Source organism: Pseudomonas sp. RGM2987 (genome assembly GCF_022952855.1).
In the GTDB taxonomy this organism is placed as follows: Bacteria; Pseudomonadota; Gammaproteobacteria; order Pseudomonadales; family Pseudomonadaceae; genus Aquipseudomonas.
On record NZ_JALJDX010000114.1, the window covers coordinates 1 to 13986 of the forward strand.

The 13986-nt window shown below is 62.8% G+C and carries 9 protein-coding genes; 4 read left to right on the forward strand and 5 right to left on the reverse strand.

The features are described 5' to 3' along the window. Positions 1-41 precede the first annotated feature (41 nt). Positions 42-971: an alpha/beta fold hydrolase gene (locus RGM2987_RS02615; RefSeq protein ID WP_245138561.1), complete on the reverse strand. Its 930-nt coding sequence runs from the start codon at positions 969-971 to the stop codon at positions 42-44. A gap of 17 nt (positions 972-988) precedes the next feature. Continuing rightward, a complete protein-coding gene (locus RGM2987_RS02620; protein WP_245138562.1) occupies positions 989-2440 on the reverse strand; it encodes an NAD(P)/FAD-dependent oxidoreductase in 1452 nt (483 codons plus the stop codon). A gap of 198 nt (positions 2441-2638) precedes the next feature. Between RGM2987_RS02620 and RGM2987_RS02625 the strand changes: the two genes are divergently transcribed. Then, the gene (locus tag RGM2987_RS02625; protein WP_245138563.1) at positions 2639-3880 is read left to right on the forward strand and encodes a M20/M25/M40 family metallo-hydrolase; all 1242 of its coding nucleotides are present in this window, start codon (positions 2639-2641) and stop codon (positions 3878-3880) included. A 368-nt stretch (positions 3881-4248) separates the two neighbouring features. On the opposite strand, the gene RGM2987_RS02630 is transcribed toward RGM2987_RS02625, so the two are convergent. From RGM2987_RS02630 to xthA, 3 genes are all read right to left on the reverse strand, one after another. Next, complete coding sequence (locus RGM2987_RS02630) at positions 4249-4575, reverse strand: DUF6124 family protein (RefSeq protein WP_245138564.1); 327 nt, start codon at positions 4573-4575, stop codon at positions 4249-4251. Between the two features lie 661 nt (positions 4576-5236). Continuing rightward, the gene (locus tag RGM2987_RS02635) at positions 5237-6571 is read right to left on the reverse strand and encodes a phosphate ABC transporter substrate-binding/OmpA family protein (protein ID WP_245138565.1); all 1335 of its coding nucleotides are present in this window, start codon (positions 6569-6571) and stop codon (positions 5237-5239) included. A gap of 154 nt (positions 6572-6725) precedes the next feature. Continuing rightward, positions 6726-7538 (reverse strand): exodeoxyribonuclease III, encoded by an 813-nt coding sequence (xthA, locus tag RGM2987_RS02640; RefSeq protein WP_245138566.1) that lies wholly within the window; start codon positions 7536-7538, stop codon positions 6726-6728. 272 nt (positions 7539-7810) lie between these two features. Here xthA and RGM2987_RS02645 point away from each other — a divergent pair, with 272 nt between their 5' ends. From RGM2987_RS02645 to RGM2987_RS02655, 3 genes are all read left to right on the forward strand, one after another. Next, on the forward strand, positions 7811-8455 hold the full coding sequence (locus RGM2987_RS02645) for a GNAT family N-acetyltransferase (protein ID WP_245138567.1): 645 nt from the start codon (positions 7811-7813) through the stop codon (positions 8453-8455). A 65-nt stretch (positions 8456-8520) separates the two neighbouring features. After that, entirely contained in the window at positions 8521-10248 is a 1728-nt protein-coding gene (locus tag RGM2987_RS02650; RefSeq protein WP_245138568.1) for an autotransporter assembly complex family protein, read from the forward strand. Further along, on the forward strand, positions 10245-13931 hold the full coding sequence (locus RGM2987_RS02655) for a translocation/assembly module TamB domain-containing protein (protein ID WP_245138569.1): 3687 nt from the start codon (positions 10245-10247) through the stop codon (positions 13929-13931). Before RGM2987_RS02650 ends, RGM2987_RS02655 begins: the two co-directional genes overlap by 4 nt. Positions 13932-13986: the final 55 nt, after the last annotated feature.

The following is a 13986-nucleotide window of genomic DNA, read 5'->3' on the forward strand; positions in this document are numbered from 1 at the left end:
AGCAAGCTCCCTCGCCACAGGGGGTATTCTGTGCGGGAGGATCACTGTCCTAACCCTTTCAAGAACTCGCGATACAACGCCGCGGTTTTCCGTGGTTTTTCCACCATCGGCATGTGTCCGACCCCATCCCAGATTTCCACCCGCAGGTCAGTGATGCCCTTGCTCCACACCGGCACGCTGCTGACGTCGATCAACCGGTCCTTTCGGCCCCAGAGCAACAGCGACGGGGCGCGGATGTCGGGCAGGCGGGGTTCCATGGGCGGGCTGGCGCGAAAGTCGACGAAAATCTCCGCCAGTTCCTCCCGTCGCTGTTCATAGCGCTCGGCGAGGGCCGCCAGCACCACGCTTGGCACCCAGGGCGGCGAGGCCATGGTCATGGCATAGAACGGGGCGAAATCATCCCGCGAGTGCACCAAGAACGGGTTATGGCCGGCGGCCAGGTGGCGTTCCATGTCGCTGGGCTCGGGCGCGGTGACACCGGCCGGGTCGACCAGTGCCAGGGTCAGTATCCGTTCCGGTGAGGTGGCGGCCAGCCACGCCGCCAGGTAACCGCCCATGGAGTTGCCGATCACATGGACCTTGTCCAGGCCACAGGCATCGAGTAGTTCGATCACCCGTCGGGCCTGGGTCGGGATGTCGTAGCCGCCGCCGGCCTTGAAGCCGGTCTCGCCATGTCCGGCGAGGTCGGGGATCACCACCCGATAATCACCGACAAAATGTCGGGCAAAGCGCAGCCAGAGATTCTTGTCGGCGCTGTAGCCGTGCAGCATCAGGATGCTGCCCGCCGCTTCGTAAGGCCCGCCTTGCCAGGTCGAGACGGTCATCTCGCTGATGGGCACAGTGATTTTATGCAACCGGTAGAGGCGTGCCTCCAGGGCCATGCTCATGTCGTACAGCACATGGCCGATGCCCGGGTACGTCAACCAGCTCCAGGCAATGAACACGGCAAGGACTACCCACAACACCAGCATGTTCTGCCCTCCATGGGTCACGACAGGATGTGATCCGCCAGCCTGAGCCGACGGGTCAGATAGTGATAAGTGAAGCTGAAACCGGGGAACATCGCGATCACATGGCCGCTTTTGCTTTGATACCAGCTGTGACAGCCGCCGGATTTCCACACCGTGCGCTGCATTTCCCGGTGGATCATCGCGGTGTAGCGCTGCTCGGCTGCCGCTTGCACTTCGATGCTGTGCAGGTTTTTGCGCTTCAGGGTGCGGATGCAGTCGAGGATGTAGTTCATCTGCGACTCGATGATAAACAGCGCCGAGGTGTGGCCGATGCCGGTGTTGGGGCCGGTGACGATGAACAGGTTGGGAAAGTTCGGCAGGCTGGTGCCCAGGTACGCGCGCGGATACTCGGCCCAGACATCGCGCAATTGGGTGCCGTGCTTGCCGCTGACAGGGTAGGAAATCACCCCGTCGGTGGCGTCATAGCCGGTGGACCAGACGATCAGGTCCAGCTCGATGTGTTGGCCGTCGCGGGTGAGGATGCCGGTTTCGTCGAGGGCGGCGATGCCTTGTTCCTGACTGTGGACGCTGACATTGGCGCGGCACAGCGCCGGGTACAGCGTGCTGGAGAGAATCACGCGCTTGCAGCCGATCAGGTAATCCGGGGTCAGGCGGCGTCGCAGGTCCGGATCCGGTACCTGGCGTTTTAAGAACCTCAGGGCCTGGTGCTGGACCAGATGCACCGCCGGCCGCGAATACTTGAAGGCAATCACCCGGGTTTCGTATTTCCAATAGATCGACCAGCGCAACAGCGTGCGCAGCGGTGCAACGCTCAGCAACCAGCGCTCCAGGCGACCGAACGTGCGGTCGGGGCGCGGCAGTACCCAATGGGGCGTGCGCTGGAACACGTGCAGGTGCTCGACCTCGGGGGCAATGGCCGGAATGACCTGGGCGGCGCTGGCGCCGCTGCCGACAATCGCGACGCGTTTATGCCGATAGTCGTAGGCATGGTCCCAATGATTGGTATGAAACGTCTTACCCTTGAAGCGTTCCAGGCCTTCGAACGCTGGGATGACCGGTTGGCTGAGCGGCCCGGTGGCGTTGATCAGGAACTGCGCCTGGTAAACCTGGCCGGCGGTATGGACGACCCATTGCCGGGCCTCGTCGTCCCATTCGATTCGCTCGACATTTGTCCCCAGTCGGACCTTGTCCTGGAGCTTGAAGTGTTCGATCACATGGCGGGTGTAGCGGTGCAACTCGTCTTGTTCGGCGAACATCCGGCTCCAGTCGTAGGTCGCGAAGGACAGCGAATACAAGGGCGAGGGCACGTCCACCGCCGCGCCGGGGTAGGTGTTCTGGCACCAGGTGCCACCGAAAAAATCCCGGCGTTCGAGCATCAGGAAATCCTCGATGCCCTCCTTGAGCAAGTTGACGGCTGCGCACTGGCCTCCAAACCCGCTGCCGATGATCAACACCTGATAGCTGCCCATGGTCCTCCTCTACGGGTGGTTTACCGTTGCCCTTGTCATGTATAGCCAAGAATCGGCGAGGACTCAGCTATTGCAGAGAATAAATAGCGGGTCATCAGCGCTGGCAATTTTGCTGAACGACACCTGCGGTCTAGAGCCTTGGGTCATAGTCGGGTAGGGTGCCTGGGCACTCTTTTGCTACGGAACAAGGATGAAATCATGACGATTACTGCTCTTCGCTCCCGTCTGGCCGTCAGTCTCGGCTTGAGCCTGGCCCTCGGCGCCTTCGCCCCCGTGGCCTTCGCGCAGCCTCACCAGCAGGTGCTGAACGACGCTGAACAGTACAAGGGCGAGGCCCTGAAACTGCTGGAACGGCTGGTGAATATCGACTCCGGCTCCGGCTATGTGCCGGGGCTGACCCAGGTCGGCGACATCGCTATCGACGAATTGAAGAAGCTCGGCTTTAGCATCGAAAAGGTGCCCAACTCCGATGGCACCGAGCACGTCCTGGCGACCCTCAAGGGCACCGGTAAGGCGAAAATCCTGTTGATGGCGCACATGGACACGGTGTTCAAGGAAGGTTCGGCGGCCGAGCGACCCTTTCACATCAAGGATGGACGTGCCTATGGACCGGGGGTGATGGACGACAAGGGCGGCATCGTCGCCGGGATCTATGCGCTGAAAGTGCTGAAGAACCTCGATTTCAAGAATTATGCGCAGATCACCTTCCTGCTCGACGCCAGCGAGGAGACCGGTTCGGACGCGGCCACCGACCTGATCAAGAAAACCGCCAAGGCCCACGACGTGACCCTCAACCTCGAACCGGGGCGCCCGGCCGATGGCCTGGTGGTGTGGCGCAAGGGCAGCGCCACGGCGTTGGTCGAGGTCAAGGGCAAGGCCTCCCACGCTGGCGTCGCGCCGGAACTGGGGCGTAATGCGGCGATGGAAGCGGCGCACCAGATTCTCCAGCTCGGCAAGCTGGGCGACGCGGAAAAGAAAACCACCATCAACTTCACGGTGATCAACGCCGGCGACCGGACCAACGTGATCCCCGACAAGGCCAGCGCCAAGGCCGACGTGCGGGCGGCGGTGCCGGAGGAGTTCGACCGCATCGAGAAAGACCTGGCCCGGGTTTCCCAGGACAAACTGATCGCCGACACCGAAGTCACCACCAGCCTCAAGCGTGGCCTGCCGCCGATGCCGCAAACTGCGGAGTCGGATCGCCTGATGGCAATGGCCCAAGGCATCTATGGCGAACTAGGGCGCAAACTCACCGAAGAAGGCAGCGGCGGCGCGGCGGACGCCAGCCTGTCCGCCGGCGTCGGCACGCCGACCCTGGACGGCTTTGGCATCGTCGGCGGCAACATCCATACGCCCGAGGAATATGCCGAGGTGGAGAGCGTGGTGCCGAGGATTTATCTGTTGTCGCGGATGATCATGGAGTTGGCGAAGCCACGATAGCATTCGTCAATTGTGGCGAGGGAGCTTGCTCCCGCTGGGCTGCGAAGCAGCCCCAAAAGGTTGGGCACAAGATTGCCGGACACGCAAAAAGCCCATGTGGGAGCGGGCTTGCTCGCGAAGGCGGCGTGTCAGTTGACTCTTGATTAACTGACAGTCTGCATTCGCGAGCAAGCCCGCTCCCACAGGGATCTGTGCCGGACATCAAATCTGGATACACCTAGGGCGCCTCAATTTTTCAGGAAAACCGCGCCAGCCGGTATTACGCTGGCTGCGCCAGCGAGCGGGAGCAAGCTCCCTCGCCACAAAAGCGGGATCGATGTTGGCCTCTGGAGATGTTTTCCAGAGGCCAATTACATTGGGTAGCGCGACTAGCGCGGGTCGACGTTATCCAGTGCCCGGTTTGCCAACAAACTACTGAGCTCGATCAACTGCTGGATACCCAGCATCACATGTCGCCTGGAACCCTTCAGGTCAAACGTCAGGTCGTCGATCATGGCACTGGCCGAGTTGAGGGTTTCGTTGAGGTTGACCAGCAGGCATTCGGTGTCGATGCCATCGACGACGGTAAATAGCTGGGCTGGGTCAGTTGCCGGTTCGGTGGGCTTGAGGTAGGCGTCTATCGTGCGCTTGGCGGCTTCGTCGAGTTCCGGTGAGTTCGGATCGGTGTTGGGCGGGTTGGGTGTTGGTTTGATCATGGGTGAATCTCCGATGCATCTAAAAGGGAGCCATCATCTTTCGCTACCAAACGAAGGGTGGCGGCCATACGAAGGTTGGTAGACCGGGCATCGGAGCCGGCGCCTCCGAAGAGACCCTGCGCATGGCCACCAAAACGCGAAGTGCGTATTGCACTTGCAAGGGGTGACGCTATGCACCGAAAGCCCGGGCTACCAAACCCGATCACTGATTCGTCAGCGACCGGAAAACGATAAAGCCCAGGCCTAAGGCGCACAAGCCGGCGGATTCTGGCGTAGTTGTAGGCAATGGCGCAAGGCAACGTGGTTTACTCCTACCCCGCAATCAGCCCGCTAAACATCAGGCCCTTGTGGCGAGGGAGCTTGCTCCCGCTGGGTTGCGAAGCAGCCCCAAAAGGTTGGGCACAAGATTGCCGGACACGCAAAGAGTCCCTGTGGGAGCGGGCGTGCTCGCGAAGGCGGCGTGTCAGTTGACTCTTGATTAACTGACAGTCTGCATTCGCGAGCAAGCCCGCTCCCACAGGGATCTGCACCGGACGTCCAATCTGGAAACACCCTGGATAACTCAATCTTTCAAAAGGACCGCGCCAGCCGGTTTTGCGCCGGCTGCGCCAGCGAGCGGGAGCAAGCTCCCTCGCCACGGGGCGTTGTTGATCAAGCAGACTCAATACACCCAAACCTCCACCCGCCGATTTCTCACCCGGCCTTCATCCCCGCTATTGGCGGCCACCGGCATCAGCGCGCCGAAGCCGCGTACTTCCCGTAGGGTCACGCCATATTTGACCAGCTCGCGGCGCACTGCCATGGCCCGCAGTTTGGACAGCAGGTCCGCCCGGGTGGGGTCGTCCTTGGCGTCGCCGAAGCCCACCAGCGTTACCCGGCGGTCGGTCTTGCCGTGTTGCTTGAGGTAGTCGAGCACCCGGCTCAGGTCTTGATGGGCCTTGTTGTCCAGGCTGGCGCTGCCTTCGGCGAAGCGGAAGTTCACGTTCAGGCGTTGGGCTCGGCGGCTCAGGGCCTGGTAGCCCTCGGGCATCAATGCGTTCGGCGTGACGGCCATGGCCTGGACGGTCTGGGCGATGAACCCGTTGGCCGCGACGATGGCCTGGCCCTTGTCGCTCTGGGTGAATGCCACCAGCGCCTCGGCCCAAGGACTGGTGTTCTGTGGAGGTAAATAGAAGAACAGCCGGCGGGACAGGGGGTAGTCCTCGGTGGCGATCAGGTTGTTCAGTGGCAGCATGGGTTGGGAGTCGCCGTCGGCAATTGCCAGGGCCTTGGCTTGGCGCACGTAGGGCAAACCGATGAAACCGATGCCTTGCGGATCCTGGCTGACAGCGTCGGACAACTGTTCGCTGGATTCGAAGCGCCGGGCTGTAGGATCCAGCCGTTTGCCCTGTCGGTTGAGTACCAGTTCCTTGAAGGTGTCGTAGGTGCCGGACTGTTCATCCCGGGCATAAAGATGAATCGGCCCGCCAACGCCACCCACGGCTTCCCAGGTTTTCGCTTCGCCGCTGAAGATCCGCGCCAGTTGCAGGGTGTCGAGCTGACGCAACGGGTTTTGTGGATGAAGAATGATCGCCAAGCCATCGATGGCGATGACCTGCTCGGCAGTGGGACTTTTCAGGTCGCCGAGGGAGGACAGGTCCTTCAGCTCGCTGTCCTTGATCGGCCGGGAAGAAGCCGCGAGGTCGGCGCTGCCCTGTTTGAGCGCGGCGAACCCGGTGCTGGAGCCGTGGGCCGCGATGTCGATCGTCACTCGCCGGCCATCGGCAGTCTGGCCGACGATCCGCTGCTCGTTGTCGCGGCCAGTGATCTCGCTGCTCACCCGCAGCAGGCCCTGGTCTTCCATCAAGCCCCTGACCAGGGTCGGACCCAGTGCCGCGCCGATGGTGTTGGAACCCTGGATGCGCAGGGCTGGACCCTGTTCGGGAACGGGCAGCGCGCCGGCCCATACGGCGAGGGGTAGCCAGAGTCCCATGAATAAACCAACGCACAGCCGCATGCCGGTACCTTTTGAACCCAGAGAGGTGCCGGAAGATTAAGTCAGTCAGATGACTGGTAGATGACAGCGGTGCTACCTGCCGCTCCCACAGTGGAATTGAGGGTGGCCAGAAAACTCATGTTCAGCCCCGCTCCCACAGGGTTTTGTGAGTCGATCAGGCCAGCTCCAGCCAGATTGGCGCATGGTCCGAGGGTTTTTCCATGCCGCGCAGTTCATAGTCGACGCCGGCGTCCTTGACCCGTGGCAGCAGGCCATGGGAGGTGAGGATCAGGTCGATGCGCAGGCCGCGCTTGGGTTCATCCTCGAAGCCGCGGCTGCGGTAGTCGAACCAGCTGAAGCGGTCGCTGACGTCCGGGTTGAGGTGGCGGAAGCTGTCCACCAGGCCCCAATTCTTCAGGCGGGCCATCCATTCGCGTTCTTCCGGCAGGAAGCTGCATTTGCCGGTCTTCAGCCAGCGTTTCATGTTGTCCGGGCCGATGCCGATGTCGCAATCTTCCGGGGAAATGTTCACGTCGCCCATCACCACCACCGGCTGGTCGTTGCTGAAGCGGCTTTCCAGCAATTGCTGCAAATCGTTGTAGAAGCGCTCCTTGGCCGGGAATTTGGTCGGGTGGTCGCGGCTTTCACCTTGTGGAAAATAGCCGTTCATGATGGTCACCGGCACACCGTTGGCGTCGGCGAAGGTGCCCCAGATGAAGCGTCGCTGGGCGTCTTCGTCATCACCCTCGAAGCCCTTGAACAGGCTCAATGGCGCTTGGCGTGAGAGCAGGGCGACACCGTAGTGGCCTTTTTGCCCGTGGTAATGCACGTGGTAGCCCAGGGCCTGCACCTCGGCCAGGGGGAATTGCTCGTCGTGGACCTTGGTCTCCTGCAGGCCGATCACGTCCGGCTGATGCTTTTCGATCAGCGCCGCCAGCTGATGGGGGCGGGCGCGCAGCCCGTTGATGTTGAAGGAAACGATCTTCATGGTCGGCTGTCCTGGCAAAACTGCGATGCTAGCTGACATGTAGGACGTGAGCCAGCGTGGCAGTAGGACAAATGCGCTGCTAATGTCTGTTTGGTCCGGGAAGATGGTGGGCCCGTGGCGAGGGGATTTATCCCCGCTGGGGTGCGAAGCTGCCCCAAAGCAAGACGCTGCGGCGCTACGGGGGAACCGCGTCATCCGGTCTACGACTGCTTCGCAGCCGAACGGGGCGGTGCGACGTTTCGCTAAATCCCCTCGCCACAGGAGATCTGTCTATGCCTGAAAACGCCATCGCCGATATCCATATGCTCGACAGCGGTTATTCCCGCGAAGCCCGTTCGTTGCTGTACCAGGCGTATCGCCATGAGCCGACCTTCAGCTTCCTGTTCGAATCCGAGCGGCCCGGTTATGAACAGCGGGTACGGGCCACGGTGCGGGAATTGGTGAAGCAGCATTTTCTCCAGGAGCTGCCGGCCATCGGATTGCTGGTCAACGACCGGCTGATCGGCATCGCCCTGATCGCGCCGCCCCAGCGCCGCCTGGGCATTACCGAAAGCTGGGCCTGGCGCCTGCGCATGGTATTGAGCACTGGGTTTCGCTGCACCCGGCGCTACCTGGAATACCACGCGGCGGTGACGGCCTGCCTGCCGTCGGATTCGGTGCATGTGCTGCCGTTGCTGGGGATTCATCCGCAGTTCCAGGGCCAGCATTTCGGCGAGCAGTTGCTGGCCGCTGTGCACAATTGGTGCGCCGTGGATGAGCACTCTCAAGGCGTGGTGCTTGATACGGGCAACCCGCGCTACCTGGAGTTCTATAAGCGCCAGGGCTACGAGGAAATCGGCGAGATCGCCGTAGGACCGATCCGCGAGCACGTGTTCTTTCATGCCAACCCGCAGGTTCTGCACAGCGCAACGGCATAGTCGGACGAACTTTTGGGAAATGTCCGGCTCTATCAGGCACCTACGCTCGTGATAGCATCCGCGCCATGAAACTCCCAGGACGAATGACCAGTGGCGCGCTTTTGCTGTCCCTCAGCTGCGCGGCATTGGCACAAAGTGAATTGGATGTACGCGTCAAACCCTCCAACGATGCCCTCAAAGCCAACGTAGAGGGTTACATCGGCGGCTTGGGCGATCGTGACGAAGAAGCCTTGCTGCGCTTCAGTCGCGGCGCCGAGGAACAGGCGCGCAAAGCCGCCCAGGCGCTGGGCTACTACCAGCCGCAGATCGACAGTGAGGTCAAGGGCGGCAAGAACCCGCGTCTGATCCTGAGCATCGATCCCGGCGAGCCCGTGCATCTGCGCAACGTCACGCTGCGTATCGACGGCCCAGCGGCGTCCCTCAAGGCGTTTCGCCTACCCTCCGACGCCGGCCTCAAGTCCGGCGCGGTGCTCAACCATGGGCGCTATGAAGACGCCAAGCGCCAGATCCAGAACCAGGCGTCGCGCTACGGCTTCTTCAGTGGGCGCTTCACCAGCCAGAAACTGTTGGTGGACCCCAGGGCCGGCGTCGCCGACATCGAGTTGGTCTACGACAGCGGCCCACGCTATGCCTTGGGCCCGGTGAGTTTTGAGGGCGACACGCCATTCGACGAGGACCTGCTGCAGCGCATGGTGCCGTTCAAGGCCGGCACGGCGTACGACTCCGAACTCATTGCCGAGCTGAACCAGGCGCTGCAATCGAGTGGCTATTTCGAGGGCGTGCGGGTGGACGCGGCGCCCACCGCCGCCACCGATAACGTGATTCCGGTGGCGGTCAAGCTCGACACCCGTAAACCAAGGACCATGGGCCTGGGCCTGGGTTTTTCCACCGACGTCGGGCCACGGGCCAAGGCCAACTGGACCCGGCACTGGGTCAACCCTCAGGGCCACAGCTATGGCTGGGAAGCGGAAATCTCGGCGCCCCGGCAGAATGTCGGGCTGTGGTACGACGTGCCGCTGGATCCGCCGCTGACGGACAAGCTGCGTTATGCCGGCGGCTATCAATATGAAGAACTGGCCGGCACCGATACCCTCAGTAAACTGCTGACCGTCGGCCCGGAATGGCACAGCAAGCTGCCCAGCGGTTGGCAGCGGGTGGTGTCGCTCAAATGGCAGCGCGAGGAATATCGCCTCGGTGACGACTCGGGCCTGAGCACGCTGCTGATGCCGGGCATCAGTTATTCCTATCTGCGCAGCGACAACCGTATTGATCCGCACAACGGTTATCGCCTGCAATTCGACACTAAGGTCGCCAAGGAAGGGTTGGGGTCGGACAACAACCTGATCTATGGCACCGCCATGGTCAAAGGCTTGACCACGGTGTTCGACAAGCATCGTTTTCTGGCCCGGGCCCAGGTCGGTGGCAGCGCCACCAACGGCTACAAGTCAATCCCTCCGTCCCTGCGCTTTTTTGCCGGTGGCGACCAGAGCGTGCGCGGCTACGACTACCAGAGCCTGTCGCCGGAGAACTCCGAGGGCGACCGGATCGGCGGCCGCTACATGGTGGCGGGCAGTCTGGAGTATCAATATTCGGTCGCCGAGAAATGGCGGGTGGCGACCTTTGTCGACCAGGGCAATTCCTTTAACAACCTCGAACTGCCGAGCCTCAAGACTGGTGTCGGCGTCGGCGTGCGTTGGGTGTCACCGGTGGGGCCAATCCGCCTCGACCTGGCCCACGCGCTGGATGAAGAGGGCGGCATTCGATTGCACTTTTCCATGGGGCCCGAGCTGTGAGTCGTGGTTTGAAGAGAACGCTGCTGGCACTCGTCGGGTTGCTGGTGGTGATCGTGCTGGCGTTGAGCGTGGTGTTGGGCACTGCATTCGGCAGCCGTTGGGCCTTGGGCCTGGTGCCGGGGCTGACCCTGGAGAATTTCCAGGGGCGGTTGGCGGGGCAATGGAGCGCCGATCATCTGCTGTGGCAGCAGGGCAGCAGCCGGGTGGAGGCTGATGGGGTGATTTTCGCCTGGTCGCCTGCATGCCTCATGCGTATGACGCTGTGCATCGAGCAACTCAAGGCCAACACCGTCAGCCTGCAATTTCCCCCGTCCAGCGATGCGCCGAGCGACGCCCCGCTCACCTTGCCGGACCTGGACCTGCCGCTCGCCATTGAGCTGGGCGACGTGCAAGTCGGCAGCCTGCTGTTCAACGGCAGCGAGCAACTCAAGGGCCTGCAACTGGCGGCGCACTGGACGGCCGAAGGTTTGTTGATCGACTCGGTGCAATTGCAGCGTGACGAGCTGAGCCTGAAGCTGTCCGGTCTGCTCAAGCCCGGCGGCGATTGGCCGTTGAAGGCCGAAGGCCGCTTGACCCTGCCCGCACCGGGTTCCACGCCTTGGGCATTGGACCTGAAAGTCGACGGCGATCTGCTCAAGACCCTCAACCTCAGCGCCGACAGCAGCGGCTATCTGCAAGGGCACCTGATCGGCGAACTGCAACCGTTGGCCGACAACCTGCCGGCCAAGGTGCGCATCACCGCCGACGGCTTCAAGGCCAGCGCCGATCTGCCGGACACGCTGTTGCTCAACCAGTTGGAGCTGACCGGTGAAGGTGATCTGAAAAACGGCTATCAGTTGCTCGGCAATGCAACGCTGCCTGCCGAGAAAGGCGCGGTGGCGTTGCGCTTGCAAGGCAGGGTCGACGCCAATGGCGCCCAGATCGCCGCCCTGGACCTGGAGGCCGGCGACCAGCAAAGCCTGAAACTCACCGGGCAGTTGGACTGGCGCGAAGGCCTGAGCGCCGACGCGAGAGTCGCCTGGCTAGATTTCCCCTGGCATCGCCTCTACCCGTTGATCGACGAACCGCAAGTGACACTGCGCAGCTTCAACGGCGAAGTCTCGTACACCGACGGCAACTACCTGGGCAATTTCCAGGCGGCGCTGGACGGACCCGCCGGGGCGTTCGAGCTGGGCAGTCCGTTCAGCGGCGATCTTGCGCAAATCCACTTGCCGCAGCTCAAGCTTGCAGCGGGACAGGGCAAGGCCGAAGGGCACCTGGACCTGCAGTTTGCCGACGGTATCGGTTGGGACACGGCGCTGGAATTGTCGGCCATCAACCCGGCTTACTGGCTCGGCGAATTGCCCGGGACCCTGGCTGGACCGTTGCGCAGTAAAGGGTCGATGAACAACGGCAACCTCGCGCTCGACGCCGACCTGGACCTCAAGGGCAAGCTGCGCGGCCAACCGGCGCTGTTCCAGGCCAAAGCCAGCGGCGCGGGCGAGCAGTGGAACCTCAGCGCGCTGGATATCCGCCTGGGGGACAACCGCATCAACGGCAGCGCCAGCCTGCAACAGAAGCTTAGCGGCCAGATTGATATCAAGCTGTCACGCCTGGCCCAGCTCTGGCCGCAATTGCGCGGCCAGGTCGTGGGTCGGGTCGACGTGGCCGGGACGCTCAAGGCGCCGCAAGGCAAGCTGGGCTTGCAAGGCACCCAACTGGCGTTCCAGGACAATCGCTTGCAAAGCCTCAACCTGGACGCGGCCCTCGACAGCGCGCAACGGGGCAAGGTCGACCTCAAGGCCAGCGGCATCAACGTTGGCGAAACGTCCCTGGGCGTACTGACCGTCAGCGGCCAAGGCGACATCAAGCAGCAGACGCTCAACCTGGACCTGCAAGGGCCGCAGCTCGACACCACCCTGGCGTTCGCTGGCGCCCTCGACCAAGGCAATTGGCGCGGGCGTCTGCAAAGCGGCGACATACAGGCCGGCGGCCAGGCCTGGCGCCTGCAAGCCCCGGCGAAACTCGAGCGCCTGGCCGATGGCACCCTCAATTTCGGCGCCCATTGCTGGCGTTCCGGCCAGGCCAGCCTGTGCGGCGAAGACCAGCGCTTGATGCCGGAGCCGAAGCTGCGCTATCACCTCAAGCAGTTCCCCATCGAAAGCCTGGCCCAGTGGATGCCCAAGGATTTTGCCTGGCGCGGCCAGCTCAACGCCGACCTGCAATTGGACCTGCCGGCCAGCGGCCCGAACGGTCGCGTGCTGGTGGACGCCAGCGGTGGCACGCTGCGCATCCGCGACAAGGATCGCGCCGACGGGCAATGGCTGGACTTCCCCTACAAGACCCTGAAACTGGACAGCCGCCTGACCCCCAAGCGCATCGACACCGAGCTGAATTTCGTCGGCGCCCGGCTTGGCGAGCTGATGCTCCAGGCGCAGATCAACCCGTTGCCCGCCAGCAAGCCCCTCAGCGGCTCCTTCCGCCTGACCGGCCTGGACCTGTCCGTGGCCCGGCCGTTCGTGCCGATGGTGGAAACCCTCACTGGCCACCTCAACGGCAGCGGCACTCTGTCCGGTGGCTTGCTCGCGCCCCAGGTCAACGGCAATCTTGTGCTGAGCGACGGCGAAGTGTCTGGCCCGGAACTGCCGATCAGCCTCGAAGCCTTGCAACTGCGGGCGATGATTGCCGGGGAGTCGGTGCGCCTGGACGGCAACTGGAAAAGTGGCAAGAGCGGGCAGGGCAGCCTGAGTGGCGACATCGGCTGGGGCGAGGCCTTGAGCCTGAACCTGGCCCTCAAAGGCGCGCAGTTGCCGGTCAACGTCGAGCCTTATGCGCAGCTGGAGATGGCGCCGGACCTCGACATCACGTTGCGCGGCGAGCGGCTGTCGATTGCCGGCAAGGTCTTGGTGCCCAAGGGCGATATCACCATCCGCGAGCTGCCACCGTCCACCGTCAAGGTTTCGGACGACACGGTGATCGTTGGTCACCAGACCGAAGAGGGCAAGGCGCCGATTGCCATGGCGATGGACATTGACGTGATCGTCGGCCAGGAAAAACTCGCGTTTTCCGGTTTCGGGCTGACCGCCAACGTGCAGGGACAGGTGCACATCGGCGACAACCTGGACACCCGTGGCGAACTCTGGCTCAACGACGGCCGTTATCGGGCCTACGGGCAGCGACTGACGGTGCGACGGGCGCGGTTGCTGTTCGCCGGACCGCTTGACCAGCCGTACCTGGACATTGAGGCGATCCGCCAGACCGACGATGTGATCGCCGGTATTCGCTTGAGCGGCAGCGCCGAGCAGCCGACCACGCAAATCTTCTCGGAACCGGCGATGAGCCAGGAACAGGCGCTGTCCTACCTGGTGTTGGGCCGGCCCCTGAGCACCACCGGCGAGGACAACAACATGCTCGCCCAGGCGGCTCTGGGCCTGGGCTTGATGGGCAGTTCAGGCGTGACCACCAGCCTTGCCAATAACCTGGGCATCGAGGATTTCCAGCTCGACACCCAGGGCAGCGGCGACGACACCAGCGTGGTCGCCAGTGGCAACCTCTCGGAAAAACTCAGCCTGCGCTACGGCGTCGGCGTCTTCGAGCCGGCCAACACCATCGCCCTGCGCTACAAGCTCAGCAAGAAGGTCTACCTCGAAGCCGCCAGCGGCGTCGCCAGTTCGCTGGATATCTTCTACAAGCGCGATTTCTAAAACCCGCATCCCAATTTCCTTACTGAAGGCCCAAATCCCCTGTGGGAGCGGGCGT